This is a genomic window from Pseudomonas paraversuta (assembly GCF_904063065.1).
Taxonomy (GTDB): Bacteria; Pseudomonadota; Gammaproteobacteria; order Pseudomonadales; family Pseudomonadaceae; genus Aquipseudomonas; species Aquipseudomonas paraversuta.
In genome coordinates, this window is sequence record NZ_CAJFCL010000003.1 from 412,961 (window position 1) to 438,299 (window position 25,339).

Here is a 25,339-nt window from a genome sequence, read left to right on the forward strand (position 1 = left end):
CATTAACTGATTATTAAACGTTGTACAGTCAGTTGGCCCGCCATCGGCCCTTTAACGGCATAATCGGGCCTTAATCCTGTCGCCTTTTAATCGGCCACATTTACGCGGGTATCAGCATGCATGTACTGGTTTGCGAAGATGACGAACTGATCGCCAGCGGCATTGTGGCCGGGCTCACGGCTCAGGGCCTGACGGTGGAGCACGTAGGCACCGCAGCAGCGGCCAGGGCCATGCTCAAAGTGGCGGAGTTCGATGTGATGGTGCTCGACCTCGGCCTGCCGGATGAAGACGGCCTCAAGCTGTTGCAACAGCTGCGTCAGCAAGGCTTCGAGCTGCCGGTACTGGTGCTCACCGCACGGGACTCGGTGACTGACCGGGTCGATGGCCTGCAGGCCGGAGCCGATGATTACCTGCTCAAGCCCTTTGATCTGCGCGAGCTCGCGGCCCGTTTGCACACCCTGTTGCGCCGGGTGGCCGGGCGCAGCGTCAATCTGATCGAGCATGGTCAGCTGAGCTATGACCCCAGCAGCCGCGTGACCCTGCTTGCCGGTCAGCCGGTGGACTTGTCACGTCGGGAGCAGGCGCTGTTGCAAGCCTTGCTGCACAACCGTGGTCGGGTGCTGTCCAGCGAGCAGCTCAAGGACAGCATTTATGGCTTTGGCGACGAACTGGAGAGCAATGCCCTGAACGTACATATCCATCACCTGCGCCGAAAGCTGGGCAATGGCATTGTCGAAACCGTCCGTGGCCTGGGCTATCGCCTGGGCCCGGCCGATGGTGTCGGGCAGCCATGATGAGTATGCGACTGCGTTTGAGCCTGACCATCGGCTCGGCGTTCGTGCTGGTCTGGGCCCTGGCCGCCGCCTGGATGCTCAGCGACCTGCGTCAACAAATGATGTTCTCCCTTGATCAGCGGCTGGTGGCATCGGCGCGGATGGTGGCGGGGTTGCTGGAGCAGCTGCCGCAATTACCGGTCAAAGGCGAGGGCACCCATTTCAGCGCTGAACAACTGACCATCCCGGGTGGCATGGCCTGTCAGGTCAGCTCCCTGCGCGGCGAGATTCTGGCCCGCAGCCACAACAATCCGGACCAGCCAATGCAGTCCGAGGCGGCCGGTTTCCATGATCAGGTCATCGATGGTGCCGTGTGGCGCACTTTCACCCTGGACCGCGGCGATGTACGCATCACCACCGCTGACCGTCAGGTCGAACGCGAAGCGCTGAACCTCTCGGTATTGCTTGCGGCCTCGGTGCCGGTGGGCATGGCGTTGATGGTTTGTCTGCTGTTGTTGTGGCTGGGTATCGGTCAGGGACTGGCGCCTCTCAAGCGCATGCGTGAAGCCTTGATGCGCCGCGATGCCGATTCGTTGCAGCCCTTGCAGATCGAACCGCTGCCCAGTGAACTTAAACCGCTGCTCGACTCCCAGAACCAGCTGTTGTCGCGCATCGCCAAAGCCATTGAGCGCGAGCGTCGCCTCACGGGGGATGCTGCCCATGAACTGCGCAGCCCGCTGACGGCGATCAAGACCCATCTGCAAGTGGCGCGCATGACCGAAGGCGCCGCGCGTGACAAGTCCCTGGCCCACGCTGAGGCCGCCACTGACCGCTTGCATCGAACCCTTGAACAATTGCTGCTGCTGGCGCGGGTGGAGGGCAGTTTGTCGTTCGATGACGGTGTGCTGTGTTCGGCCGAGCAGGTGGCACGCCTGGCCATCCACGATGCCGCGAGCGGGGCGGCCGAGCGCATTGACCTGCAACTGCCAGAAGGGTTGCCGGGCACGGCACTGGAGGTGCCTTCGGTACTGGCCATTGCCGCATTGCGCAACCTGTTGGACAACGCCCTGCGTCACACCCCGGCAGATACCCAGGTCGAACTGCAACTGCGGGTTGAGGGCCGCTCGGTGCATTTTGTGGTGCGCGACCACGGGCCGGGCATCCCCGCGGAAACCCTGCAACACATGACCCAGCGCTTCTGGCGCAATGGCAACAGCAACGGCTGTGGCCTGGGGCTGGCCATTGTGCAGGCGATCGTCGAGCGGTGTGGCGGCGACCTGAACTTCGACAGTCGACCGGACGGGTTGCGGGTTGACCTGCGGATGCCGTTGAAAATCCCTTGAGCTGACTATGTGAGCCGGCTTGCCAGCGATATGGGCACCTCGGACTATCTGAACGTGCCGGTGACCCCATCACTGGCAAGCCAGCTCCCACAGGGTAAGGGGCTGGCTTTTTTTCAAGGGTTTTATTGATCTGAATCTTGTCGCTCAGCGATTTTTCTGGAACGATCCCTCCCTCCAATAAACGCCCGGGACAGCGCTTTAACAGGCGCTTGTGCAGTGTTTAAGACGCTGCCAAAGCATGCTCTCAGCCCTTCTTTCAGGCCGATAAACACCGTGTTTATCCGGTTTGCGGACCCCGTAAAAGACCAAGAACTCAAGGTAGAAAAACAATGAAGGATTCAACGCTGAATCACCGACCGGACGGGGAGGAGCCTGAACTCAAACGCAGTCTGTCCAATCGTCATATCCAACTGATCGCCATTGGCGGTGCCATCGGCACCGGCCTGTTCATGGGCTCGGGTAAAACCATCAGCCTGGCCGGCCCCTCGATCATTTTTGTTTATATGATCATCGGCTTCATGCTGTTTTTCGTCATGCGCGCCATGGGCGAACTGCTGTTATCCAACCTCAATTACAAGTCCTTCATTGATTTTTCGGCCGACCTGCTGGGCCCCAGGGCCGGCTATTTCACCGGCTGGACTTACTGGTTTTGCTGGATCGTGACAGGCATTGCCGATGTGATTGCGATTTCCGGCTATACCCAGTTCTGGTTCCCGGACATCCCGCTGTGGTTGCCGGCCATCGCTTGCGTGGCGCTGCTGCTGTCGTTGAATTTGATCACGGTGAAAATGTTCGGTGAACTGGAGTTCTGGTTTGCCATGATCAAGATCGTGGCCATTTGCGCGCTGGTCTGCACCGGCCTGTACATGGTGGTTACCGCTTTCCAGTCGCCGACCGGCAACACCGCCTCGGTGGCCAACCTGTGGAATGACGGCGGCATGTTCCCCCATGGCCTGATGGGCTTTTTCGCCGGGTTTCAGATTGCAGTCTTTGCTTTTGTCGGTATCGAGCTGGTGGGTACAACTGCCGCCGAAACCAAGAACCCTGAACGCAACCTGCCACGGGCGATCAACTCAATTCCGCTGCGCATCATCATGTTTTATGTGTTCGCGCTGATTGCGATCCTGGCCGTTACCCCCTGGCGCGATGTGGTCGCCAACAAAAGCCCCTTCGTCGAACTCTTCATGCTCGCCGGCCTGCCTGCAGCCGCGGGCATCATCAACTTTGTGGTACTGACCTCTGCGGCTTCATCGGCCAACAGCGGGGTGTTCTCCACCAGTCGCATGCTGTTCGGCCTGGCGCTGGAGGGCGAAGCGCCGAGCAAGTTTAAAAATCTTTCCCGACGGGCAGTGCCCTCCAACGGTCTGATCTTTTCCTGCATCTGTTTGCTGGCGGGTGCGCTGGTGATCTATCTGGTGCCGAACCTGATGGACGCGTTCACCTTGATCACCACCGTCTCGGCGACCCTGTTCATGTTTGTCTGGACCATGATCCTGCTGTCCTACCTGGCATATCGCAAAAAAAGCGATCACCTGCACCAGGCATCGCGCTACAAAATGCCGGGCGGCAAGTTGATGATCTGGGTTTGCCTGACCTTCTTTGTCTTCATCCTGGTACTGCTGGCCCTTGAGGACGACACCCGGCAGGCGCTGTATATGGTACCGGTATGGTTTGTGGTACTGGGCCTGGCCTACCGCTCTGTACGGCGCAACAAGATGCTGACCCAGGACCGCTAGTCTGCAGTCGTTGTCAGTACTTTCACAATTGCGTCGATGTTGCCTTGCAGTTCCGCCACCGGATCGGCGCCATCGGCGCTGACCACCACCAGTTCACTGCCGCCTTCGGTCACCGCAGCCTGCAACGCTGCGGACGCCGGGCGGTGGTCCAGTACCAGGGCTACGTCATTGTCCTCAAGGGTCTGGCTCAAGGCCTTGAGTGCCTCGGGCGTCCATGGCTCATCGCCTTTGTGGTGTACCTCGACACGCTCCAGGTTGAGCCCGCCAATCAAGTACTCCAGGCGGTCCGACAAGCTCACCACGCTCAAGTTGTCGGCCCCGGCCAGTCTGGCTTCGCTATCGGCGCTGAGTTTGAGCAGACGCTGTTTGAGGCTCGCCAGATTGGCTTCAATTTGCCCTTTGGCGGACGGCGCCAGGCGCACCAGGTCTGCCGCGATAACGTCAGCCATTCGTCCCATATTGTTACTGGCCAGCCAGGGCTGACTGTTCAGCCCGTCGGGGTGATTGCCCGGCTGCAGGGCGATGCCTGGCAGGCTGCCGTCCACCGGGCGGGCGGCGTCGACCTCAACGATGCGGATATTGCTGCGCCGCGCCATGGGGTAGAGCGGGTCGTCGCTCCACACCGAGCGCAGACCGATCACCGCATCGGCATTGAGCGCCAGCTGGTGCAGGGCCGATGCGCCGCGACCGCTGAAGTAAGCGCTTTGGCGACTGCCGGGCAAGTTGGCCGCCGCCGCCCGTTCCAGGGCGATGTCGCTGTCCTTGACCAGCAGTTGGCCCAGCCCGTAGGTAATCGGCAGGCTGGCGAGGATTCGCAGCGGCGCGCCGCTCGTGTCGGCCGCCTGCAGCGGGGTGCTGAGCAGGCCGGTGATGGCCAGTGCCAGAGTCAGTTTGCGTAGGCTAGACATTTATCCAATATTCCCTTTCAGGCTGGGTACCACGCCACGGGCGATGGCTGCCAGGGCGAAAGCAATACCGGCCACCAGAATGATCGCGGCGCCGGACGGAATGGGCAGGTCGAACACGATGGGCAGCAAGATGCCGCACAAGGTACTGAGGGTTGCGATCAACACCGAAATCCAGAAAAAGCCTTTCAGTGACTGGCTGAGCAAGCGTGCCGCCGCCGCCGGAATCACCAGCAGGGCGCCCACCAGAATGGCCCCGATCACCTTGACCGCTGCGACGGTAATCAGGGTCACCAGAATCACGAACAGATAGTCCAGGGTCTTGACCGCCACCCCGCGCACGGCAGCCAGTTGCGGGTTGAAACTGGCGAGCATGATGCGGTTGTACAGCGTCAGACTCAGGCCAAGAACCAGCGCGCCGACTATGGCCAGCACCAGCAGATCGTTGCCGTTGACCGTCAATACCGAGCCAAACAACACGTTTTCGAGGATGTGCACGTTGATCTTGCCCGCCAGAATCAGCAGCAGGCTGGCACCCAGTGCCAGGGACACCGAGAGGAACACCCCGATCAGCGTGTCGGGGGCCAGGCCGGTGCGGTTGCGCAGGTAATTGAGTGAAATGCCGAACAGCAGGCAATAGCCGAACAGGCTGCCATAAGGGCCGGTATAGGGTTCGCCGAGCAATATGCCGATGGCCACCCCCGTCAGCGCAGCATGGCCTACGGCTTCGGAGAAAAAGGCGAAACGCTTGACCACCACCAGCGTACCGAGGCCGCCCAGCACCGGGCCGATCAGCAACCCGGCAAGCACGGCGTTGACCACAAAACCGTAGGCCAGAACCTCTGGCAGATACCCGGCCGAAGCCCAGCCCTGAACCATCACACGGAATGCTTCGTAGCTCATCAAAGGGTGCTCCCGCGGGTTGCCGGATGGGTCGAAAACAGGCTCAGCAAGCGCTCCGGGCTGAGGGTTTGTTCCGGCGGGCCATCGAACAGCACCTGGCGATTAAGCCCGGTGACGCGATCGGCCAGACGCTTGACGGCCGCCAGGTCATGCTCGATCCACAGTACCGTCACCCCGCTGGCGCGCCAGTGCGCCAGCAAGCGTTCAAAGACCCGGGCCCCGGCTTCATCCAGGGCCGACATCGGTTCATCCAGAACCAGCAGTTGCGGGGCCGGAATCAGCCCCTGGGCCAACAACACGCGCTGGCGCTCACCACCGGACAACGCGCCCATGCGCCGCTTGCGCTTGTCCTGCATGCCCACTCGCTCCAGTGCCTCGCCAATGGCCGGAGCGACCTTGGGCGACAGTCCCATAAAGGCCGGGCGCCGCTGGCACATGGCAGCCATAAAGTCGTCGACGGTCATCGGCAAGCCGCGATCAAACTCCAGTGCCTGGGGCACGTAGCCGATCAGCCCCGGCTCACCGGGCCAGTTCAGGCCCAGGCGGCCCTGGTGCGGCATTTGCCCGAGCAGGGTTTTGATCAGCGAGCTTTTGCCGCCGCCGTTGGGGCCGACCAGTGCATGCACGCTGGCGGGGCGAATGCTGAAGCTGACGTGGTCGAGGATCAGGGTGCGCCCCAGGGTCAGGGACACTTGATCAAACTCGATTCCGGGCCCGCTGGCGGTAACACTCAGGTGTTCGGCGGCACTCATGCTCCGGCCTCCTGGATGGCCCTGACCACGGTGTCGAGGTTACCGGTCATTTCTTTTTCGTACTTGTCGGCGCTGTAGTCGCCATAGGAAATATGCGACAGCGGGTACAGCCTGACCCCGGACTCGCGTTGAATGGTGTCGACATAGCTGGACGGGAAATCCATCTCGGAGAAGATCACTTTCACATCCAGATCCCGCAGTTGATCGATGGTTTTCTTCAGCTGGCTGGGGCTTGGCTCGATGCCGTGCGCCGGTTCGACCACGGCGGTGACTTCAAGGCCGAATTCGCGCAGCAGGTAGTCATAGGCGGCGTGCACCGTGGCCACCCGCAAGTCAGCGTTGGGTGCCTCGGTCAGCTTGGCCAGTGCGTCAGCGCGCATCTGGCGCAGGCGTTTGCCGTAGGCGCGGGCATTGGCGGTGTAGGTTTTGGCGTTGGCCGGGTCGAGCTTGCCCAGTTCGCGGGCGATGTTATTGACCTGAGCAATCGAGGCGCTGATCGAGAGGAAGGTGTGGGGGTTGACCACCTTGCCTGCGCCTCGCGCAGCGTTGCCGGTGGCGGCCAGCAGCGGCACATTCTGGTTGGCTTCGATGACCGCGATCTGGGGTTTTTCGCTGGCTGCAATCATGCGGTCGGCGAAGTCGTCATGCCCCACGCCATTGAGCACAATCACATCCAGTGTGCCGATGCGTTTGATGTCTTCGGCCCGGGGCTCATAGGCATGGGGGTTGAAACCGGCGGGAATCAGCGGCACCACTTCGGCCTTGTCGCCGACGATATTGGCCACGTAGCTGTAGTAGGGATGCAGGGTGATGCCGATGCGCAGCGGTTTGGCCAGCGGGGCGTCGGCAGCTGCCAGGGGGGTAATGCAAAAGGCCAACAGGCCGGCCAGCAGCAGGCTGCGGCGGCGCAAAACAGATGCAATGGACATGACAAGCCTCAGGTAAAACGGTGGGTTCAGTGCCGATGCTGGCGAGTAACCCCGGCATCGAACTGCGCGATCACTTGCTGCCAGCCGCTGCGGTTCAGGGCGGCATCGCTGAAGTCGGTCGGGGCGCTGGCGCCGGGCTTGCGGTTTAGCCACACATCCGGATCGGTGCCTATACGCAGCAAAAACGAGCCCGCCACCCCAGGGTCGGGACTGATGCCCAGATAGGCTTTATCCCCCAGCAATTGCCAGGCGTGGCTGCCCCGGCTGACGGAGCTGGCATCGATGGCAAAGGGCGCAAAGCCTTCTGCGCCCAGTTGCTCGGGTTGTGCCAGGGCGCCGGACTCTTCACTGAGCAGCAGAATCTCGTCCAGGGTCACTCGCAGGTCGGCGTAGATGCCCTGTTCGGCGGCGTTCAGATCCCGCCGTGCATCCAGCTGGTGGGCGGCCACTGCAGTCACTTCCAGGGATTCATGACGCCAGGCCACCACTGAGCCGGCCACGACCAGAATCAGCAGGCACAAGAGCAACACATACAGGGTTTCATGCCCGGCCCCTTCGGGGCGTACGACTTGAGTAGTCATGGGGTCTCGATATCGGCTTGATCGATTTCAACGATGTGCCCGGGTCCCGCGTCGAACAGCACGTAAAACTCGGCATCCGGGCGCTTGAAGGTCATGCTCGAGTCCGGCCCCAGCTTGCCCGGTACCAGGATGGTCTCGTCGTAGCCGATCACATCCAGGGTCACTCCCGGCGCGCCGCTGCCATCGGAAAACCCGCCGGTACAGCGGATTTGCCCGTCTTCGACGCTCTTGCACTCGCACATCGGGTTGTGGGCCAGGGCCTGGCCGCTGAGGCCCAGCAAAGCCAGGAGCCCGGCTGTCATGGCCGGGCGTATGAACAGTCGCGAATTCATTGTTTAGCACCTCGTTGGGCCAGCCAGGCGATGGTTGCCGGGGAAGCCTGACTCAGGGGAATGGATGCCTGATGCATCGAGCCGTCCCACCCTTCAAGGGTGATCCACAGCTCGGCGTCGGCCCTGGTCCGCTCGGGGATCGGCAGCGTGGCGCCCATGCGATACGGCGTACCGAAGAAAATCACCCCGGCGGCCCGCAGGCTGCGCGGCTTGCCAATGCGCAGGTAAGCAGCCTTGACCTGATCGATGGAGCTGTCGCTCAGCGCCGCGTTAAAGCTCTTCATGTAGCCTGCCGGGCCATCGGGGCGCGGGCCTTCATTGCGCAGTTCAGCCAGTTGCAGGCTCCACGGCCCTACCTGCACCGTGCCCACGTCACGCTCGCCCAGGCCGCTGTCACCCCGGAACAGCGACGCATCGGCAAAGTATTTGGGCATAAATCCCAGCGGCACCAACAGCAGCAGGATGTTTATGTGAAAGCGCCATTTGTGCCACAGCCGGCTCAGGGTGGAAGGGGGCTGTGCAGTCACTGTCTTGCTCATGCATTGGCCTCTGCGGGTTGTTTTTTATGGGGGCTGGCGGCCAGGCTTGCTGCCGGGCGCGGGGATTTATGGCTGCGTTTAAGGGCGTTGGCGGTGGCCAGTGCGGTCCGTTTGGTCCAGATCAGCAGGCCGCTCAACACCATCATGCTCAGCACCAGGCCGAAGAAGAACCAGATCAGCTTGACCCACAGGCCGCCGAAGTCGCCGGTGTGCAGCGGCCGCATCGACTCGGTTACCAGCTCCAGGCCGGAGCGGTCGGCGATCATCCGCGAGCCTTCAATCGCGCCGTTGTACGGGTTGATTTCGGCGGTCTGGAACAGCAGCGGATACCAGCCCGGGCCGCCCACTTCAATATGGCCGTAGGCATTGCCCGGCAAGCTGACAAAGCTGGCTTCGAAGCCGGGAATTTTTTCGGCGGCAATCTTCACTGCCTGGTCGAGGCTGATCTGCGGTGCGGGCTGACCATTGGCCATGATCGGCACATCCTGGCGCGCCACCACGGGGGGGATGCCTTCCGTGGAGATGGAGATCTGGTTATCAAACAGAAAGGCCTGAATCAGGAACCACAGGCCGGTGATGGAAATCACTGCAATAAACCAGATCGACCAGACGCCGCACAGGCGATGGAAGTCGCCCCAGAAAATCCGTGCCCCATGTTTGAAGCGCAGATTGGGTTTGAAAAAACCTTTCCAGAACTTCTTGTAGACCACCAGCCCGGTCACCAGCGATGCCAGCAATGGCAGGCCGAGAAACGACACCAGGTACCAGCCCCAGCTGTAGCCATTGGTAAAGGGCACCAGCCACCAGCCGTGCAGGGCCCGGGTGAATTGTTTGAAGTTGAAACTCGGGCTTTCGCCCTGGATGGCGCCGGTGTACGGGTTGATGTACAACGAAGGCGAGCGCCCGTCCGGGTAGACCACGTCGGCCACCAGTGCGAAATGCGATTCATCGGGACGGCTGATGGACTGCACTGCCAGTTTCGGTTCGGCCTGGTGAATCGCGCTCAGTACCTGCTCGTAAGTGAGCAGTGGCGCATCATCTGACGGTTGGCTGGCGCGGGCTTCAGGGGTGGCCAGCCACACTATCTCCTGGCTGACTACGGCCAGGGTGCCGGTGACACAGACAATCAGGACAAAAAACCAGATGGGCAGGGTTAGCCAACTGTGGACCAGGAACCAGAGCTTTGAACGGGATTTTTTGGACATGGGAAACGACTAACTCGCAGCTGGGCGGGTACTTGATCGCTATTGAGAAGCGATTGCTTATCCATGTAGGACGGATGAGCCGCGGAAAACCCGAACCCCGAGTTGTAATAAATTATTTCTCCGGCCTCTTCCTGTAGCAGCGAGCCGTGTAAATGCCACTGAAGAGCTCGCGAGCAAGCTCGCTCCTACAGGTGTTTGGGGGTTACTCCAGGGAGCGTCCGAGTTTCCAGTACCCCATCAAGGTCAGGCTTTTGCGATCCAGCCCGCATTCATTTATGAAAAACCGCCGGATCGTCATCACTGCTGCCGATTCACCGGCGACCCAGGCATAGAACTCGCTCTGTTTGGCGCTGGCCCGTTCCCACAGGAGCTGGGTGGTCAGGTCGGGCTCTTCGAGTTCGCCCCCGGGTTTTGTTCTGATCAGCGGCAAACTGGCCAGTTCGCGGGCAGCCAGGGTCATGCCGTCGCCGTGCTGCTTGCCGAGGCTGGCGCGGGGCAGCCAGTGGATTTTGGCCTTTGGGCCGCACAACAGGGGCTGGCAGTCCGACTCCTGGGGAACCTCGATAAAGGCTTGCACCTTGGGCGGGTCCGGGTTCAGGGCGAGTTGTTCGAGAATTCCGGCAATCGCCGGCAAGGCGGTTTCGTCGCCGATCAACAGCACTTGGCGCACGCCTTCTGGGGGCTGCCATTCATAACCGCCGGGGTCGGCGGCATAGGCTCCATTGGGAGCAACGATTTGCAGGCGGTCGCCGGGTGTTGCATGGGTGGCCCAGCGCGAGGCGGGACCGGTTTCGCCGTGCAGGACGAAGTCGATGTCCAGCTCGCAGGTTTCCGGGCGCAGATTGCGAATGGTGTAGGTGCGCATTGGTGTAGCGCACTGCGCACTCGCTTGGCGCCGTGCGGCTTGCCAGTCGCCATGTCTGGGCAGGTTGGGGGGCGTGCCATTGGCGCTCGGGAAAAACAGCTTGACCCGTTGATCCGGCCCCAGCGTGCGCATCAACCCCACATCGCTGCCGCTGAACACAAAGCGCTTGAGCGAAGGGCTCAAGGCAATGCTGTACTTGAGCCGGATATCGAACAGCTGGTAACCGGCGGGTTTACTGAGTCGTTTACGCAGGGATTGCACCAGCGTGGTGGCAACGGACATGGCAGCGCCTAAATAAACAGGAGTCATTAGATAGAACGACCCGTGTTGCGCTCAATTTAAAGGCTGATATCGAGTGGCCTGCATCGCAGACTGGCCAGCGATGCAGGAGGGCTGCTCAAGCCCCGAAGCTGAGCTGCGCGATCAGCCAGATATTGGCGCAACTGATCACGGCAAACAGGAACCAGGCCAGCAGCCGGGTCGGCAGGCGGTTGGTGAACGGCCCCATGAGTTTCTCGTCGCCGGTCATGCGGATCAGCGGGTACAGGGCAAACGGCAATTGCAGGCTGAGTACCACCTGGCTGAGGATCAGCAGTTTGCCAACGGCGTCGTCCCCCATCAGCCAGACCCCGAGAAATGCCGGGATCAGTGCCAGGCCACGGGTGATCAAACGGCGCTGCCAGCAGGGAATCCGCAAGTCCAGATACCCTTCCATGATGACCTGGCCGGCGATGGTGCCGGTGAAGGTCGAGCTTTGCCCGGAGGCCAGCAGTGCCACGCCGAACAGGACACTGGCCATGGCGCCGCCCACCAGCGGGTCGAGCATGCGGTAGGCGTCCTGGATCTCGACCACGTCGCTGTGGCCGGTTTGGTGAAAGGCCGCTGCGGCCAGGATCAGAATCGCGGCGTTGACCAGCAGCGCCAGGGCCAGTGAGCCGATGGTGTCGATGCGCGACAGGCGCACGGCGTCCAGTTTGCTGGCGTAATCGGTGCCCGTCAGGCGGGTCTGCACGATGGAGCTGTGCAGGTACAGGTTGTGCGGCATGACGGTGGCGCCAATGATGCCGATCGCAATGTACAGCGGTGCCGCCTCGCTGATCGCTGACAGGGACGGTTTGAAACCTTCGAAAACGTCCGGCCAGTAAGGTTTGATCAGCAGCAGTTCGACAAAAAAGCACATGCCTATGGTCAGCACCAATGCCAGCATGATCGCTTCCAGGCGGCGGAAGCCTTTGCCTTGCAGGGCCAGGATCAACAGGGTGTCGAAGGCGGTGATGGCGATGCCGAAGGTCATCGAACAGCCCAGCAGTAAATGGAAGGCCAGTGCACAGCCGAGCACTTCGGCCAGATCGGTGGCGATGATTGAAATTTCTGCCAGTACCCACTGGGCCCGTGCCGAGCGCTTGCTATAGCGTTCGCGGCACAGTTGCGCCAGGTCGCGGCCGGTGGCGATGCCCAGCCGTGAACACAGGCACTGCACCGCCATGCCTGCAAGGCTGGCCAGCAGGACCACGAACAGCAAGTTGTAGCCGTAACGCGAGCCCGCCTCGATGGCGGTGGCCCAGTTGCCCGGGTCCATGTAGCCAATGCTGATCAGCAGCCCGGGGCCGGCAAAGCGCAATGCGCGTTTCCAGAATGGCGCCCTGGCATCCACGGGAACGCTGCCGCTGACCTCGGGAGGGCAGAAGGGCGCAGTGGCGATTTTCGGCAGGCTGAATTTCAAGCGCGGGCTCCGCTGTCATGGTCAAAGAGGCGCGGGCAAGCCCACGGGCGTCAGTACCGGTTGCCCGGAAAAAAATGCCACCAGGTTGTTAACGACCATCTGCACCGTGCCTTTAGCCGCTTCTGGCGATTGACCGCCCATGTGCGGGGTCATCACCACATTGCCCAAGGTCTTGAACGCATCCGGGACCTGGGGTTCGTGATCGAATACATCGAGCCCGGCCCCGGCAATTTGGCCGCTGCTCAGCGCAGCGATCAGGGCATCGGTGTCTACGACACTGGCGCGGGAAATATTGATCAGGTAGCCGTCGGGTCCCAGGGCATCGAGCACCGGGCCGTTGACCAGATGCCGAGTGTCGCTGCCGCCCGGAGTGGCCACTATCAGGAAGTCCACGGCGCCGGCCAGTTCGGTCAGGCTGGCGCACCAGGTGTAGGGTGTGTCGGGGCGGGGCTGGCGGTTGTGGTAGCTGACACTCATGTCAAAACCGTTGGCGGCACGTCTGGCGATGGCTTGCCCTACGGCGCCCAGCCCCAGGATGCCCATGCGCTTGCCGGCGAGGGACGGCAAGCGCAGTTTGTTCCATTCGCCACGACGGATGCCGGCATCGGCCTGGGGGATGCCGCGTACCAGTGACAGCAGGATCGCCATGGCATGGTCGGCCACCGACGAGGCGTTGGCCCCGGCGCCGTTGGTCACGGTGATTCCCCGGTTACTGGCAGCCTGCAAGTCCACTTGCTCATAGCCGGCGCCGATCACGCAGATGATCTTGAGCAAGGGCAGGGCGGCCATCTCTTTGCCAGACAAGCCCAGGGGGCCGCGGGTCAGCACTGCGTCGATGCGTGCCCCATGGCTGGCAATGGCTTCGGCGCGGCTGAGGGGGGTGGGGGCAAGGATCAGCTCAAAACCTTCGCTTTCGAGCAATGGCAGGTAATCGTTAACCGTTTCAACCAGCACCAGTACTACTCGGGACATTGGGCGTCTCCAGTCAGGGGGATCGAGGATGGGCCGAGATTAGCACCCCTGCCGGTGGGGTTTCCCCGTATCAATTCGATACAAAGGCTCTATTCGCGCTTTTTTCCGCCCTGTGGCGTCACCGGTCAGTCCCGCGCTGGAGCCGGGCAGGGTCGGCCTGTTACCATTCGCCCTTTGTTTTATCTCTACTTCGAGACCGCCCATGACCACCGTTCGCACGCGCATTGCGCCATCGCCTACCGGCGACCCCCACGTCGGCACCGCTTACATCGCTTTGTTCAACTACTGCTTTGCCAAGCAGCATGGCGGCGAGTTCATCCTGCGGATCGAAGATACCGACCAGTTGCGTTCGACCCGCGAGTCCGAGCAGCAGATCTACGACGCCTTGCGCTGGCTGGGTATCACCTGGAGCGAAGGCCCGGATGTTGGCGGCCCCCACGGTCCTTACCGGCAGAGCGAGCGCAGCGAGATCTACCAGAAGTACACCCAGCAGCTGGTGGACATGGGGCACGCATTTCCGTGCTTCTGCACCAGCGAAGAACTGGACCAGATGCGCGCCGAGCAAATGGCCAAGGGTGAAACCCCGCGCTACGACGGTCGTGCGTTGCTGTTGTCCAAAGAAGAAGTGGCCAGCCGCCTGGCTGCCGGCGAACCCCATGTAATCCGCATGAAGGTGCCGACCGAAGGTGTATGCGTGGTTCCGGACCTGCTGCGCGGTGACGTCGAGATCCCGTGGGATCGCATGGACATGCAAGTACTGATGAAGACCGACGGTCTGCCGACGTACTTCCTGGCCAACGTGGTGGATGACCACCTGATGGGCATCACCCACGTGCTGCGTGGTGAAGAATGGCTGCCGTCGGCTCCCAAGCTGATCCTGCTGTACGAGTACTTTGGCTGGGAGCAACCGCAGTTGTGCTACATGCCGCTGCTGCGTAACCCGGACAAGAGCAAGCTGTCCAAGCGCAAGAACCCGACTTCGGTGACGTTCTACGAGCGCATGGGTTTCATGCCTGAAGCGATGCTCAACTATCTGGGCCGTATGGGCTGGTCGATGCCGGACGAGCGCGAGAAGTTTTCGCTGCAGGAAATGGTCGATAACTTCGATCTGTCCCGGGTCTCGCTGGGCGGGCCGATCTTCGATGTCGAGAAGCTGTCCTGGCTCAACGGTCAGTGGTTGCGCGATCTGCCGCTGGAAGAGTTTGCCAGCCGTGTTCAGCAATGGGCGCTGAATCCTGAGTACATGATGAAGATCGCGCCGCTGGTGCAGGGTCGTGTTGAAACCTTCAGCCAGATCGCACCATTGGCCGGGTTCTTCTTCGGCGGTGGCCTGCAGCTGGATGCCAAGCTGTTTGAGCACAAGAAGCTGTCCAACGAACAAGTGCGCCAGTTGATGCAATTGATTCTGTGGAAGCTCGAAAGCCTGCGTCAGTGGGAAAAAGACCCGATTACCGGCTGTATTCAAGCGGTGGTCGAGTCTCTGGGGCTGAAGCTGCGCGATGCGATGCCGCTGATGTTCGCTTCGATCACTGGCCAGGCCAGCTCGGTGTCGGTACTGGATGCCATGGAGATCCTTGGACCGGACCTGACCCGTTTCCGTCTGCGCCAGGCGCTGGATCTGCTGGGCGGCGTGTCGAAGAAAGAAAACAAAGAGTGGGAAAAGCTGTTTAACGCGATTGGCTGATCCTGGGTTATCTGTAGTGGCTGCCGCAGGCTGCGACGGGTTGCGCAGCAGCCTCCGGTGCTGTGGTGGTCCTGCTGACCCACCGCAGCCTGGGGCAGCGACTACAAGTTTTACTCTCAGGAGCCGTGTTTTCGGGGGTAGAAGGGTAAGTGGTTGTTCTCACGGCAAATTTTTTTAAAAAAGTTTGAAAATAAGTTTGACAGCCTACCCATCCAGTCTTAATATGCGCCCCGTCCACACAGCAACACGTAACAGTGACTGTCTGGGGCTATAGCTCAGCTGGGAGAGCGCCTGCATGGCATGCAGGAGGTCAACGGTTCGATCCCGTTTAGCTCCACCAAATTTACAGTTCAATGCCTGGCCACACCGGCATTGAATCGATCAGCACTCAGCGCTGATCAGTGTTAGAAGGTTTGTGTCCCCTTCGTCTAGTGGCCTAGGACACCGCCCTTTCACGGCGGTAACAGGGGTTCGAGTCCCCTAGGGGACGCCAGTTTTACAGAAGCATCACGCAAGTGTTGCTCCGCCGCCAGGCGATAAATCGGGGCTATAGCTCAGCTGGGAGAGCGCCTGCATGGCATGCAGGAGGTCAACGGTTCGATCCCGTTTAGCTCCACCAATTTACAGTTCAAGGTCTGGCCACACCGGCCTTGAATCGATCACTGCTCAGCAGTGATCACTGTTAGAAGGGTTTGTGTCCCCTTCGTCTAGTGGCCTAGGACACCGCCCTTTCACGGCGGTAACAGGGGTTCGAGTCCCCTAGGGGACGCCACGATTACCCGCTCTGCGGGATTTATAAGGGTCATTCGGTTATTGAATGGCCCTTTTGTTTGTCTGCGATTTGGCAAAACTCCGACCTTTTCCCTTCGTCTGTATCCGCCCGCGCCTTCGTGCTGACCGGGTGCGTTACACTGCGGCCTTCATTCGCGTATGGAGAAACGGCATGAGTTGGGATCTGGCAACGCCATTCATCATTGATCTGCAAGTGCAGGCCGACGATATTGACGGGTTTGGCCATGCCAATAACGCTGCCTATGTGGTGTGGCTGGAACGCTGTGCCTGGCGGCATTCGCAGCGTCTGGGGCTGGACCTGAGTGCCTATCGTCGCCTCGATCGGGCAATGGCCGTGGCCCGCCATGAGATCGATTATCTGGCCAGCGCCTATGAAGGTGACGAGTTGCAACTGGCAACCTGGATTGTCGATTGTGACAAGCGACTGCGCATGACCCGGCACTTTCAGCTGGTGCGCCCTTGCGACGGCGTAACCCTGCTGCGCGCACAAACCACCTTTGTCTGCATCGAACTGTCTACCGGCAAGGCCAAGCGCCTGCCGCCCGAGTTTCTGGAAGGTTATGGCCCGGCGGTCGTAACGGCCTGACAAGGGCGACAGCCTGATACCCGTTGGCCCCGGAACCCCGTAAACTGCCGCACGTTTTTTATGAGAGTCACCCATGCAAATTGCTTTGGCGCCGATGGAGGGGTTGGTCGACAACATCCTGCGTGATGTCCTGACCCGCACCGGCGGTATTGATTGGTGCGTCACCGAATTTATCCGGGTCACCGAACGTGTATTGCCAGAGGCGTACTTTCACAAGTTCGCCCCCGAACTCCAGCACGGCGCCAAAACCCGCGCCGGCGTGCCGCTGCGTGTGCAGCTTTTGGGTTCTGATCCGGCCTGTCTGGCGGATAACGCGGCATTGGCCTGTGAGTTGGGGTCAGGGGTGATTGACCTCAATTTCGGCTGCCCGGCCAAAACCGTGAACAAGTCCCGGGGCGGGGCAGTGTTGCTCAAAGAGCCCGAATTGCTGCATGCGATTTTGTTGCAGGTGCGGCGCACGGTGCCAGCGCATATCCCGGTCACGGCCAAGATGCGGCTGGGCTTCGATACGCCTGACAGTGCCAATGAGTGCGCGATTGCCCTGGCCGAAGGGGGCGCCAGCCAGATCGTGGTGCATGCCCGGACCAAGATGGATGGCTACAAGCCGCCAGCGCACTGGGAATACATTGCCCAGGTGCAAGACGCGGTCAAGGTGCCGGTGTTTGCCAATGGCGATATCTGGTCGGTTGAAGACTGGCGCCGCTGCCGCGAAATCAGCGGGGCCGAGGACATCATGCTCGGTCGCGGACTGGTATCGCGTCCCGACCTGGCCCGGCAAATTGCTGCTGCAAAAGCCGGTGAAGAGGTGGTCGAAATGACCTGGGCCGACCTGCAGCCCATGATTCGCGACTTTTGGGCCCAGGCCGAGGCTCAGTTGACCCCGCGTTCCGCCCCTGGGCGGCTCAAGCAATGGCTGGCCATGCTGACCCGCAATTACCCCGAAGCCATGGTGCTGTTCAATGCCATGCGCCGCGAAACCGATTGTGAAAAGGTCAGGCATCTGGTCAATAACCCGCCTTCGGACGCAGTCTGACACGGCAAAAAAAAATTCAAAAAAAACCCTTGAAATGCGTTTGGCGGTCCCTATCTATGGGGTACGCGATGCCGAAAGCGGGTCGCGTAAACCAATCTCGCTGAAATCAGGAGGATGAAATTATGAGCACTGCACTTTCCATGGCGCCTCTGTTCCGTAATTCTGTCGGCTTTGACCGTTTTAGTGATTTGTTTGAAACCGCATTACGCAATGATTCCAGTGGCGGGTACCCACCTTACAACGTTGAAAAACGTGGTGAAGACAGCTATCGCATCGTGGTGGCAACGGCGGGGTTCCAGCAAGATGATCTGGACCTGCAAGTAGAGAAAGGTGTGCTGACCGTGAGCGGCAGCAAACGTGAAAGCACCAGCGAAGAAGGCGTTACCTTCTTGCATCAGGGCATCGCCCAAAGGGCTTTCAAGCTGTCCTTCCGTCTCGATGACCATATCGAGATCAAGGGCGCAAACCTGAACAATGGTTTGCTCAGCATCGACCTGCAGCGGGTCGTGCCCGAAGAGGCGAAAGCCAAACGCATCCCTATCAACGGGGATCGGCAGGCTGCTCTGAACAACTGATTTGAGCAAGCGCCAGCCCGGGACCCCGTCTTTAAGGCGGGGTCTCTTGCTTTGGGCGCCCTTGAAGAGTGGTACGCAGGCATTTGTTCCGACCCTCTCCCCGGGGCAGGTGCCTGCTTTGGTTGTCACTCAGCTCCAGTCGGGGCCGGGTATACAGTCCTGAATATCACGGCTCTGTCGCAAGTTTGCGGCTCGATGCCCATCGGACCCTGTACCTGGGTCAGCAAACATTGAATAAATCCTGAACCGGGCCCGGGGAGACGGGCCTGGTTGTCACGCATTACTTTGCGGCCTGATTCGCTGTGCCCTGGTAGTGCTTGAGATTTTTCTCGGCTTTGTAGCGCAGGGCTATATCAGGCACGCTGCCGCTCTTGCCGGTTTCTACCCAGTTGCGAATACGGCCGGCATCGGCAAAGTGGGTGTATTTGCCGAAGGCATCGAGAATCACCAGCGAAACCGGGCGATTACCCATTTCCGTGACCAGTACCAGGCAGTGTCCGGCCTGATTGGTGAAACCGGTTTTGGTCAGCTTGATGTTCCATTTGTCTTTATTGACCAGATGGTCGGTGTTGTGAAAACCCAGGGTGTAGTTGGGTTTGCGGAACGCCACGGTCTTTTCTTTGGTGGTGCTCAACTGGGTCAGCATCGGGTAATGCCGCGCTGCGGCCAGCAACTTGCTCAGGTCCCGGGCAGTGGACACGTTGCGCACCGAGAGGCCGGTGGGCTCGACGTAATGGGTGCTCATCATGCCCAGGCTTTTGGCCTTGGCATTCATCGCCGCGATAAACGCCACATAACCGCCCGGATAATGGTGCGCCAGGCTGGCGGCGGCACGGTTTTCCGAAGACATCAGGGTGATCAGCATCATTTCATGGCGCGACAGTTCGCTGCCCAGCTTGACCCGGGAGAACACGCCTTTCATTTCCGGGGTGTCGCTGATGTTGACCGAGATGTATTCATCCATCGACTGCTTGGCGTCGAGTACCACCATGGCGGTCATCAGCTTGCTGACCGACGCAATGGGGACAATGACATCAGGGTTGCTGGAGTAAATGATTTTGTTGGTCTGCAGGTCGACCAGCATCGCGCTGCCTGAAGCGATGTGCAGTTGTGACGTATCCCTTGGAGCCGAAGTGGCTTCGTTCGCTGCGGCGATCGAAGGGGCGGCGGTGCCTGTAAGAACTAAAAATAGGCTCAGAATCGAAAGATGAATTTTCACGCAGAATGACTCAAGGATGGTTGGGAAGTGCCGATCTGTAACGGTTATTTGAAACGTATCGTTACATTTCGTGAGTATGGATCAATAATCGTTGAAATGCCTGATTTCGCAGGGACTTGGAGCATGTATTTCAGGTAAATCGTTATTTGTAGACTTTCTCTGCCCGGGCAACTTGTCGATCCGGTCGGCTGCCGCGGGCGAGGGTAGCAGCTCAAAGCTGTGCGCTGGCTGAACGCGAGTGGGGCCGGCCGGCGCTTGCTTTGGCCCGGGACACTTAAGAGACCGGCAATTGTGTAAAATGCCGGCCCTTGAAATTGACCGGCCGGCCCGATGACTCCTGAAGCGTTAAGCACCCTGCACCTGCACCTATTGACTGCCCTGGAGACTGCGCCCGACGAAACCCGGCGTTTGTTCCATGGGCGCGGACGGTGCTGGCCGGGACTTGAGCAATTGACTGTGGACTGGCTGCAGGGCGTGCTCCTGGTTTCGCTGTTCAAAGAGCCTGAGCCGGCGCAGCTAGAGGCATTGAAGCACCTGCTGCTGAACCTCTCGCAATCGACGGTATGGCAAGCCAGCGGGGCGCACACGCTGGTGATGCAGCACCGCTACACACTCAACAGTGACAGCGAATGGCTGGTCGGCGAAGCGATTGATGAGTGGACGCTGACCGAAGGTGGCTTGCGCTACCGCGTCGACCTGGGCCGCAAGCAGAACAACGGCCTGTTCCTTGATATGCGCTACGGCCGAGACTGGGTACGGGCCAATGCCGAGGGCAAGCGGGTCCTGAATCTGTTTGCCTACACCTGCGGCTTCTCGGTCGCCGCCATCGAAGGCGGCGCCCGGCATGTGGTCAACCTCGATATGTCCCGTGCGGCATTGAGCCGTGGTCGCGACAATCACCGTCTCAATGCCCATGACATGAGCAAGGTGAGCTTCCTTGGTCATGAGCTGTTCAAGTCCTGGGGCAAGGTGAAAAGCATGGGCCCTTATGATTTGGTGATCATTGATCCGCCTTCCTTCCAGAAGGGCAGTTTTTTGCTGACCAAGGATTACCAGCGGGTGGTTCGGCGCCTGCCGGAGTTGCTCACTGAGAACGGCACGGTGCTGGCGTGCATGAACGATCCGGCTTTCGGCTCTGACTTCCTGATCGACGGCGTGACCCTTGATGCGCCGAGTTTGCGTTTCATACAGCGCCTGGAGAACCCGCCTGAGTTTCCGGACGCCGATGCAGAGTGCGGTTTGAAAGCGCTGGTGTTCAAACAAGGGGTTTGACCGGCAAAAAAAAGCCCGCGGGGGAGGGTGCGGGCGAAGGGTTCATTGAATGAGCAGGGCGAATATACAGCTCGCTGCCAGTCAGAAATGTGAAACATATTTCATGCTTTGTTAGCCGGTGCGGGCTTACTTGGTGCGCGACGATTCAAACAGGAACCAGACGCGGCGTTCGGCCTCGTCGATCCAGTTTTCCAGCAGGCTGGTGGTCGCCACGTCACCCAGTTCAGAACACATTTCGTGGGTCTCGCGCATGTAGGCGGCGAGCTGGATATTGTCTTCGCGCAACTCGGCCAGCATGTCGCTCGGGGTCACGAAGTCGGCGTCGTTGTCCAGCAGGCGCTGGAGTTTTTTGATGTGACCCACCGAGCGGATAGTGGTGCGACCCAGCTTGCGCACGCGCTCGGCAATGGCGTCGGTGGTGGCAAAAATCTGATCGGACTGCTCGTCCAGCAGCAGATGGAAGTCACGGAAGTGCGGGCCTGACATATGCCAGTGGAAGTTCTTGGTTTTCATGTAAATGGCAAAGGTATCGGCCAGCAGGGCATTCACTTCTGCCGCAATGTTGATGCAGGCTTCATCGCTCAGCGCCGAAGGTGTCCGCAGATCGGCCTTTCTGCTTTCCTTGGCGGATTTCAGGTCTTTCATGATGGTTCCTCGTGGTGGCTGGAAATGGGGATGACGCAGGGTGTCGGGCGTGTCTGTGCCGGCTGACTAAAGACCAGGAACTGCCTTTCGTCAAACGCACCCTGGAGCCGTCTACAGGTTGCGACCGGCGAAAGAGCAAGATTGTTCAATACTTTGGAACACCCTGCTGCGACCCTTTGCCACTGCTTATTGCCGGGATGTTTTTTGATGCCTACGACCCTTCCACGCGTCGCGTTCACCCGCGGTGCGATTGCTTGTCTTCCATTGACCCTGGCGTGTGCGCCCTGGGGGTTGCTGGCGGGTTCGACGGCAATTGATGCGCAATTGACCCCGCTGCAGAGTCAGGGTCTGTCGGTGTTTGTTTTTGCCGGGGCGGCCCAGTTGGTGGCCATTGGCATGATCAAGGGTGGCGCCAGTGTGATTTCAATCCTGCTGACCACCTTGCTCCTGACCTCGCAGCATTTGCTGTACGCGATGCATCTGCGCCCGCTGGTGTCGCCACTGCCGGTCAGGTGGCGGTTCGGGCTCGGGTTCCTGCTGACCGACGAATTTTTCGCCCTGGTCAGCCCCTATGACCAGAAGACCTTCAGTCGCTGGTACGCATTGGGTGTCGGGCTGTGCATGTACCTGGGCTGGAACCTCTTTACCCTGCTTGGGGTAATACTGGGCAAGAGCATTCCGGGGCTGGATCAACTGGGGCTGGAGTTCTCGATTGCCGCGACTTTTATCGCCCTGATTACACCCGTGGTGCGTAATGTGCCGACGGTGATCTGTGTCGCGGTCTCACTGCTGAGCGTGGTGCTGTTCAGTCACTGGCAGTGGGAGTCGGCGATTGTATTGGCGGGGCTGGCGGGCATGGCTGCAGGTTATCTGTGCAAGCGGCTGGGGGAGTACTTCGCATGATCTGGATGATTATCGCGGGGATGACCCTGATTCTGTTTTTCAACCGCTACCTGTTTCTGGAGCCGCGGTTGCCGATTCGCCTGAACCGGCGGGTAAAGGAGTTTCTCGGGTTTGCGGTGCCGGGGATGCTCACAGCTATTTGCGGGCCGATCATTTTTGTCAAAGATCACGGCCTCGACCTGGGGCCGGGCAATCCGTACCTGCTGGCCGGCCTGTGTGCGATAGGGCTGATGCTCTGGAGTCGCAACGTTCTGCTCAGTGTTGCGTTAAGCATGGGGCTGTTTTATCTGTTTCGCTGGTGGCTTTGATCTGGGCCGCAGCTCGCGTAGTGAAGGGACCGCTGACGGCAACGCCGTCACTGACCAGGTACCAGCAGGCCAGAAGGCCGTCGGCTCGAAGCCGGGCCGGTACTGCGCTACCGATGACAGACATGACATGAACTTTTGACATACAAACCTCTCTGCAAACAATGTTGCTAGCTTAAGGTCTGTGCCGGTGCGCAAATAATCATTGCGCGTGATAGTGGCCATTGATGCCAGTGAGGTCAGGGGCTAATCAACCACCTGGTCGAGCATCTGCATCACTTGCTGATCGCTGATGAGCCCTTCGCTTACAAGGTGCTGGGCCAGCAGCGACATGAGTTTCGCAGTGCGGTGGCCTTCGAGCTGCTTGAGCTCGGTGAGGGTGTTATAGACCTTGCTTGAAGTGCACAGGCCTGCGGTGCGGTGCGGGTTTTGTGTAGGCATACAGGTCGTCCTTGTTTTTATAAAGTGCTCTTGTTGGCTGTCCGGGTGCAGCGGACTGTTGACCATCATGCCGCAACCCGCAGCATGAGGCTGTCTCAGCCGCGACACCCATGACATCTAATCAGACCTGGCGCCAGCTTCACAAGCCTGCCGGTGAACCCGCTGCTTACCAGCGCGGCGGGCCGTAGTAGCCGCGGGGCGGGCCGTAATACACCGGGTGCGGGCGACCATAGTAGCCCTGGTAATAGACCGGTTGTGGCGCCGGGACATAGACCGGCCGTGGCTGGTAATAGATCGGTTGCGGCTGGACATACACCGGCTGCGGCTGCGCATAGACCGGTTGCTGGATATACACCGGACGTGGTTGTTGTGCAGCCATGACCGAGCCTGCAACGGTAGCGCCGACCACTGCACCGACAACGGCTGATCCGGCATCCCAACCGCCATGGGCGCTGGCTTGGCCTGCGACAGCCAAAGCGCCGATAAGCAAAGCTACTTTGGGGATGGTACGCATCATGACGATTCCTCTGGTTTCAGTCCCGACTTTGGCCACTGGGCCACGTAAACATTGCGGGGATAACTCTATGACCGCCTTTTTTGAAAAAACTGCGGAGCGCTTCGGTAAATATTGTGTAAGGTTTGCCCGGCGCTGAGACGTTTCAGCCCGGGCAGCAGCAATATGATCCAACAAAACTACCCACGCGGCTTGTGCCGTCGATCTGAAAGCAATCTGCAAGGAGATGAGCATGCAAATGAATCCGGATAAAGACACCCGACTGTGCATATCGCTGTCGGGCCGGCCGGGGAACTTCGGACTGCGTTTTCATAATCATCTATACGAGCAGCTGGGCCTGAACTTTTACTACAAGGCGTTCAGCAGCAAGGATCTGGCAGGGGCGGTGACCGGTATCCGGGCCCTGGGCATTCGCGGCTGCGGCGTGTCCATGCCCTTCAAGGAGGCCTGCATTGCGCTGGTCGATGAGCTGGATGCCTCGGCCCGGGCCATTGCGTCGATCAACACCATCGTCAATACCGATGGCCACTTGAAGGCCTACAACACCGACTACATCGCCATAGCCCAATTGCTGCGCGATCATAAAGTCCCGCAGCAAACCACATTCGCCCTGCGCGGCAGCGGTGGCATGGCCAAGGCCGTGGCATCGGCCTTGCGTGATGGTGGTTATCGCAATGGTCTGATCGTGGCCCGCAATGAGGCGACGGGGGCGGGGCTGGCCAAAACCCTGGGTTATGCCTGGCAGCCGGAGCTGGGGGGGAGCAGGCCGCAGATGCTGATCAATACCACGCCCGTGGGCATGACGGGGGGCGCCGAGGCGAATGATCTGGCGTTTGCAGAAGATGCAATTGCGCAGGCAGAAATCATCTTCGATGTGGTGGCCATTCCGGCTGAAACGCCATTGATCCTTTGCGCTCGGGCTCAGGGCAAGCGGGTGATTACCGGCCTTGAGGTCATTGCGATCCAGGCCCTGGAGCAGTTTGTGCTGTACACCGGCGTGCGGCCCACAGCCGAGCAGTTCAAGGCCGCGGTGGCTTTTGCCCGTAGCTGAGTGAAGGAGCGGGCGCGTTATTTCGCCCGCTCTACGGATTTACTCGAGTTCCGCCAGACGTGCTTCGAGCGCGGCGATTCGCGCCTCAAGGGCTTCAAAGCGTTCCAGTGATACGCCGGCACTGGCGCTGCTGCGCTCGGCAGGTTGCTGGCGGGCCGAGATGATTGTTTCGATATCGGCCGGGTCGCCCAGAGCGTGCATGTAGCGGTCTTCGCGCTGGCCGGACTGGCGCGGCACCAGCAGCGCCAGATCACGGGCGATCAGGCGCTCCAGCTGGTGTTGCACTTGTTCGGTGTCTTCGAAATCGTGCATGCGTGAGCTGCGGGTCAGCAGCTCATTGAGGGTTTGCGGGCCCCGCAAAAACAGCAGCCCCAGCAGGATCACCTGGGCCGGAACCAGCTCCAGCGCCTTGTCGACCTTGTGTTCCCAGCGGTCGGCACGGCTGCCCATCACCAGCCGGGTAAAGCCGCGACCTTCCAGTGCGCGCAGGCTTTGTCCGACCTGGCCCTGGGTCAGGCTCATCACCGGCTCGCGGCTGGTTTTCTGATTGCAGGCCAGCAGCAGGGCGTTGAGGGTCAGTGGATAAGTTTCAGGGTGGGTGGCCTGTTTCTCGATCAGGGAGCCGAGAATGCGGATCTCGATGCTGTTGAGACGAGGTCCGGTGTCAGATTCGATCTGCGGGTTTTCTGTGGACTGACTCGCTGGGGATTCCATTTCTCTTCTCCATTTTTAGCCAGCGGCCATTGTGGAGTCTTTTGCCC

Annotated in this window: 28 protein-coding genes and 4 tRNA genes; 15 read left to right on the top strand and 17 right to left on the bottom strand. The window is 60.1% G+C overall.

From position 1 onward, the window contains the following. The first annotated feature begins 116 nt into the window (after positions 1–116). From JQ845_RS07910 to cycA, 3 genes are all read left to right on the top strand, one after another. Positions 117–794, top strand: coding sequence for a response regulator (locus JQ845_RS07910; RefSeq protein WP_003447260.1), 678 nt, complete (start codon positions 117–119; stop codon positions 792–794). Continuing rightward, a complete protein-coding gene (locus JQ845_RS07915; protein ID WP_203008836.1) occupies positions 791–2,116 on the top strand; it encodes an ATP-binding protein in 1,326 nt (441 codons plus the stop codon). The genes JQ845_RS07910 and JQ845_RS07915 overlap by 4 nt, the downstream gene beginning before the upstream one ends. Positions 2,117–2,445: 329 nt before the next feature. Then, a complete protein-coding gene (cycA, locus tag JQ845_RS07920; RefSeq protein ID WP_203008837.1) occupies positions 2,446–3,852 on the top strand; it encodes a D-serine/D-alanine/glycine transporter in 1,407 nt (468 codons plus the stop codon). Here cycA and JQ845_RS07925 read toward each other — a convergent pair. The 11 genes from JQ845_RS07925 to JQ845_RS07975 all read right to left on the bottom strand — a co-directional run bounded on the left by JQ845_RS07925 (position 3,849) and on the right by JQ845_RS07975 (position 13,558). Next, positions 3,849–4,760 carry a metal ABC transporter solute-binding protein, Zn/Mn family gene (locus JQ845_RS07925; RefSeq protein WP_202210463.1) on the bottom strand — a complete coding sequence of 304 codons (912 nt, stop codon included), beginning with the start codon at positions 4,758–4,760 and terminating at the stop codon, positions 3,849–3,851. The genes cycA and JQ845_RS07925 overlap by 4 nt on opposite strands. Then, positions 4,761–5,660, bottom strand: coding sequence for a metal ABC transporter permease (locus tag JQ845_RS07930; RefSeq protein WP_003447279.1), 900 nt, complete (start codon positions 5,658–5,660; stop codon positions 4,761–4,763). After that, on the bottom strand, positions 5,660–6,412 hold the full coding sequence (locus JQ845_RS07935) for a metal ABC transporter ATP-binding protein (RefSeq protein WP_203008838.1): 753 nt from the start codon (positions 6,410–6,412) through the stop codon (positions 5,660–5,662). Before JQ845_RS07935 ends, JQ845_RS07930 begins: the two co-directional genes overlap by 1 nt. After that, positions 6,409–7,341, bottom strand: coding sequence for a metal ABC transporter substrate-binding protein (locus tag JQ845_RS07940; protein ID WP_010656151.1), 933 nt, complete (start codon positions 7,339–7,341; stop codon positions 6,409–6,411). The genes JQ845_RS07935 and JQ845_RS07940 overlap by 4 nt, the downstream gene beginning before the upstream one ends. Positions 7,342–7,367: 26 nt before the next feature. Further along, positions 7,368–7,922 carry a DUF6162 family protein gene (locus tag JQ845_RS07945; RefSeq protein ID WP_203008839.1) on the bottom strand — a complete coding sequence of 185 codons (555 nt, stop codon included), beginning with the start codon at positions 7,920–7,922 and terminating at the stop codon, positions 7,368–7,370. Then, complete coding sequence (locus JQ845_RS07950) at positions 7,919–8,224, bottom strand: hypothetical protein (RefSeq protein WP_369826388.1); 306 nt, start codon at positions 8,222–8,224, stop codon at positions 7,919–7,921. Before JQ845_RS07950 ends, JQ845_RS07945 begins: the two co-directional genes overlap by 4 nt. 26 nt (positions 8,225–8,250) lie before the next feature. Beyond that, entirely contained in the window at positions 8,251–8,793 is a 543-nt protein-coding gene (locus JQ845_RS07955; protein WP_202210467.1) for a thiamine pyrophosphate-binding protein, read from the bottom strand. Further along, positions 8,790–9,998, bottom strand: a complete 1,209-nt coding sequence (locus JQ845_RS07960; protein ID WP_160627169.1) for a PepSY-associated TM helix domain-containing protein — start codon at positions 9,996–9,998, stop codon at positions 8,790–8,792. The genes JQ845_RS07955 and JQ845_RS07960 overlap by 4 nt, the downstream gene beginning before the upstream one ends. Before the next feature lie 202 nt (positions 9,999–10,200). Beyond that, complete coding sequence (locus tag JQ845_RS07965; RefSeq protein WP_203008840.1) at positions 10,201–11,145, bottom strand: siderophore-interacting protein; 945 nt, start codon at positions 11,143–11,145, stop codon at positions 10,201–10,203. A 115-nt stretch (positions 11,146–11,260) separates the two neighbouring features. Continuing rightward, a complete protein-coding gene (locus JQ845_RS07970) occupies positions 11,261–12,586 on the bottom strand; it encodes an Nramp family divalent metal transporter (protein ID WP_203008841.1) in 1,326 nt (441 codons plus the stop codon). A gap of 21 nt (positions 12,587–12,607) precedes the next feature. Then, complete coding sequence (locus JQ845_RS07975; RefSeq protein ID WP_203008842.1) at positions 12,608–13,558, bottom strand: 2-hydroxyacid dehydrogenase; 951 nt, start codon at positions 13,556–13,558, stop codon at positions 12,608–12,610. Positions 13,559–13,760: 202 nt separating this feature from the next. Here JQ845_RS07975 and gltX point away from each other — a divergent pair, with 202 nt between their 5' ends. From gltX to JQ845_RS08015, 8 genes are all read left to right on the top strand, one after another. After that, positions 13,761–15,242 (top strand): glutamate--tRNA ligase, encoded by a 1,482-nt coding sequence (gene gltX / locus JQ845_RS07980; protein ID WP_203008843.1) that lies wholly within the window; start codon positions 13,761–13,763, stop codon positions 15,240–15,242. A 264-nt stretch (positions 15,243–15,506) separates the two neighbouring features. After that, a tRNA-Ala gene (locus tag JQ845_RS07985) sits at positions 15,507–15,582 on the top strand. A gap of 77 nt (positions 15,583–15,659) precedes the next feature. Continuing rightward, positions 15,660–15,735 (top strand) — tRNA-Glu (locus JQ845_RS07990). Positions 15,736–15,785: 50 nt separating this feature from the next. Continuing rightward, a tRNA-Ala gene (locus JQ845_RS07995) sits at positions 15,786–15,861 on the top strand. Between the two features lie 77 nt (positions 15,862–15,938). Then, a tRNA-Glu gene (locus tag JQ845_RS08000) sits at positions 15,939–16,014 on the top strand. 171 nt (positions 16,015–16,185) lie between these two features. Then, a complete protein-coding gene (locus JQ845_RS08005; protein WP_003447310.1) occupies positions 16,186–16,620 on the top strand; it encodes an acyl-CoA thioesterase in 435 nt (144 codons plus the stop codon). Positions 16,621–16,693: 73 nt separating this feature from the next. Then, positions 16,694–17,653: a tRNA dihydrouridine synthase gene (locus JQ845_RS08010; protein ID WP_010656146.1), complete on the top strand. Its 960-nt coding sequence runs from the start codon at positions 16,694–16,696 to the stop codon at positions 17,651–17,653. Between the two features lie 122 nt (positions 17,654–17,775). Next, entirely contained in the window at positions 17,776–18,228 is a 453-nt protein-coding gene (locus JQ845_RS08015) for an Hsp20 family protein (protein ID WP_003447312.1), read from the top strand. Positions 18,229–18,508: 280 nt separating this feature from the next. Here JQ845_RS08015 and pbpG read toward each other — a convergent pair whose 3' ends face one another. Next, positions 18,509–19,447, bottom strand: a complete 939-nt coding sequence (gene pbpG, locus JQ845_RS08020) for a D-alanyl-D-alanine endopeptidase (protein ID WP_029612469.1) — start codon at positions 19,445–19,447, stop codon at positions 18,509–18,511. 330 nt (positions 19,448–19,777) lie between these two features. Here pbpG and JQ845_RS08025 point away from each other — a divergent pair, with 330 nt between their 5' ends. Continuing rightward, on the top strand, positions 19,778–20,719 hold the full coding sequence (locus JQ845_RS08025; protein WP_203008844.1) for a class I SAM-dependent methyltransferase: 942 nt from the start codon (positions 19,778–19,780) through the stop codon (positions 20,717–20,719). 126 nt (positions 20,720–20,845) lie between these two features. Here JQ845_RS08025 and JQ845_RS08030 read toward each other — a convergent pair whose 3' ends face one another. Continuing rightward, entirely contained in the window at positions 20,846–21,364 is a 519-nt protein-coding gene (locus JQ845_RS08030) for a Dps family protein (protein ID WP_003447315.1), read from the bottom strand. Between the two features lie 207 nt (positions 21,365–21,571). Between JQ845_RS08030 and JQ845_RS08035 the strand changes: the two genes are divergently transcribed. Both JQ845_RS08035 and JQ845_RS08040 read left to right on the top strand, forming a co-directional pair. After that, complete coding sequence (locus JQ845_RS08035) at positions 21,572–22,267, top strand: AzlC family ABC transporter permease (protein WP_127195940.1); 696 nt, start codon at positions 21,572–21,574, stop codon at positions 22,265–22,267. Further along, the gene (locus tag JQ845_RS08040) at positions 22,264–22,575 is read left to right on the top strand and encodes an AzlD domain-containing protein (RefSeq protein WP_003447318.1); all 312 of its coding nucleotides are present in this window, start codon (positions 22,264–22,266) and stop codon (positions 22,573–22,575) included. The genes JQ845_RS08035 and JQ845_RS08040 overlap by 4 nt, the downstream gene beginning before the upstream one ends. Here JQ845_RS08040 and JQ845_RS23045 read toward each other — a convergent pair. From JQ845_RS23045 to JQ845_RS08050, 3 genes are all read right to left on the bottom strand, one after another. After that, positions 22,523–22,717: a hypothetical protein gene (locus tag JQ845_RS23045; RefSeq protein WP_081481304.1), complete on the bottom strand. Its 195-nt coding sequence runs from the start codon at positions 22,715–22,717 to the stop codon at positions 22,523–22,525. The genes JQ845_RS08040 and JQ845_RS23045 overlap by 53 nt on opposite strands. Before the next feature lie 101 nt (positions 22,718–22,818). After that, a complete protein-coding gene (locus tag JQ845_RS08045; RefSeq protein WP_003447320.1) occupies positions 22,819–23,013 on the bottom strand; it encodes a hypothetical protein in 195 nt (64 codons plus the stop codon). A 166-nt stretch (positions 23,014–23,179) separates the two neighbouring features. Further along, complete coding sequence (locus JQ845_RS08050; protein WP_010656145.1) at positions 23,180–23,530, bottom strand: hypothetical protein; 351 nt, start codon at positions 23,528–23,530, stop codon at positions 23,180–23,182. A gap of 229 nt (positions 23,531–23,759) precedes the next feature. Between JQ845_RS08050 and JQ845_RS08055 the strand changes: the two genes are divergently transcribed. Beyond that, a complete protein-coding gene (locus tag JQ845_RS08055; RefSeq protein WP_203008845.1) occupies positions 23,760–24,578 on the top strand; it encodes a shikimate 5-dehydrogenase in 819 nt (272 codons plus the stop codon). A 39-nt stretch (positions 24,579–24,617) separates the two neighbouring features. Here JQ845_RS08055 and JQ845_RS08060 read toward each other — a convergent pair whose 3' ends face one another. Further along, entirely contained in the window at positions 24,618–25,292 is a 675-nt protein-coding gene (locus JQ845_RS08060; RefSeq protein WP_003447323.1) for a YceH family protein, read from the bottom strand. Positions 25,293–25,339: the final 47 nt, after the last annotated feature.

Coding starts and splice junctions, on each gene's coding strand:
- JQ845_RS08060 (WP_003447323.1), bottom strand. CDS start 25,292: ATGGAATCCCCAGCGAGTCAGTCCACAGAAAACCCGCAGATCGAATCT.
- JQ845_RS07950 (WP_369826388.1), bottom strand. CDS start 8,224: ATGACAGCCGGGCTCCTGGCTTTGCTGGGCCTCAGCGGCCAGGCCCTG.
- JQ845_RS08010 (WP_010656146.1), top strand. CDS start 16,694: ATGCAAATTGCTTTGGCGCCGATGGAGGGGTTGGTCGACAACATCCTG.
- JQ845_RS07940 (WP_010656151.1), bottom strand. CDS start 7,341: ATGTCCATTGCATCTGTTTTGCGCCGCCGCAGCCTGCTGCTGGCCGGC.
- JQ845_RS23045 (WP_081481304.1), bottom strand. CDS start 22,717: ATGTCAAAAGTTCATGTCATGTCTGTCATCGGTAGCGCAGTACCGGCC.
- JQ845_RS08015 (WP_003447312.1), top strand. CDS start 17,776: ATGAGCACTGCACTTTCCATGGCGCCTCTGTTCCGTAATTCTGTCGGC.
- JQ845_RS08030 (WP_003447315.1), bottom strand. CDS start 21,364: ATGAAAGACCTGAAATCCGCCAAGGAAAGCAGAAAGGCCGATCTGCGG.
- JQ845_RS07955 (WP_202210467.1), bottom strand. CDS start 8,793: ATGAGCAAGACAGTGACTGCACAGCCCCCTTCCACCCTGAGCCGGCTG.
- JQ845_RS07960 (WP_160627169.1), bottom strand. CDS start 9,998: ATGTCCAAAAAATCCCGTTCAAAGCTCTGGTTCCTGGTCCACAGTTGG.
- JQ845_RS08050 (WP_010656145.1), bottom strand. CDS start 23,530: ATGATGCGTACCATCCCCAAAGTAGCTTTGCTTATCGGCGCTTTGGCT.
- JQ845_RS08025 (WP_203008844.1), top strand. CDS start 19,778: ATGACTCCTGAAGCGTTAAGCACCCTGCACCTGCACCTATTGACTGCC.
- JQ845_RS07945 (WP_203008839.1), bottom strand. CDS start 7,922: ATGACTACTCAAGTCGTACGCCCCGAAGGGGCCGGGCATGAAACCCTG.
- cycA (WP_203008837.1), top strand. CDS start 2,446: ATGAAGGATTCAACGCTGAATCACCGACCGGACGGGGAGGAGCCTGAA.
- JQ845_RS08005 (WP_003447310.1), top strand. CDS start 16,186: ATGAGTTGGGATCTGGCAACGCCATTCATCATTGATCTGCAAGTGCAG.
- JQ845_RS08035 (WP_127195940.1), top strand. CDS start 21,572: ATGCCTACGACCCTTCCACGCGTCGCGTTCACCCGCGGTGCGATTGCT.
- JQ845_RS07930 (WP_003447279.1), bottom strand. CDS start 5,660: ATGAGCTACGAAGCATTCCGTGTGATGGTTCAGGGCTGGGCTTCGGCC.
- JQ845_RS07910 (WP_003447260.1), top strand. CDS start 117: ATGCATGTACTGGTTTGCGAAGATGACGAACTGATCGCCAGCGGCATT.
- JQ845_RS08040 (WP_003447318.1), top strand. CDS start 22,264: ATGATCTGGATGATTATCGCGGGGATGACCCTGATTCTGTTTTTCAAC.
- JQ845_RS07935 (WP_203008838.1), bottom strand. CDS start 6,412: ATGAGTGCCGCCGAACACCTGAGTGTTACCGCCAGCGGGCCCGGAATC.
- JQ845_RS07925 (WP_202210463.1), bottom strand. CDS start 4,760: ATGTCTAGCCTACGCAAACTGACTCTGGCACTGGCCATCACCGGCCTG.
- JQ845_RS07965 (WP_203008840.1), bottom strand. CDS start 11,145: ATGTCCGTTGCCACCACGCTGGTGCAATCCCTGCGTAAACGACTCAGT.
- gltX (WP_203008843.1), top strand. CDS start 13,761: ATGACCACCGTTCGCACGCGCATTGCGCCATCGCCTACCGGCGACCCC.
- JQ845_RS07915 (WP_203008836.1), top strand. CDS start 791: ATGATGAGTATGCGACTGCGTTTGAGCCTGACCATCGGCTCGGCGTTC.
- JQ845_RS07975 (WP_203008842.1), bottom strand. CDS start 13,558: ATGTCCCGAGTAGTACTGGTGCTGGTTGAAACGGTTAACGATTACCTG.
- JQ845_RS08055 (WP_203008845.1), top strand. CDS start 23,760: ATGCAAATGAATCCGGATAAAGACACCCGACTGTGCATATCGCTGTCG.
- JQ845_RS08045 (WP_003447320.1), bottom strand. CDS start 23,013: ATGCCTACACAAAACCCGCACCGCACCGCAGGCCTGTGCACTTCAAGC.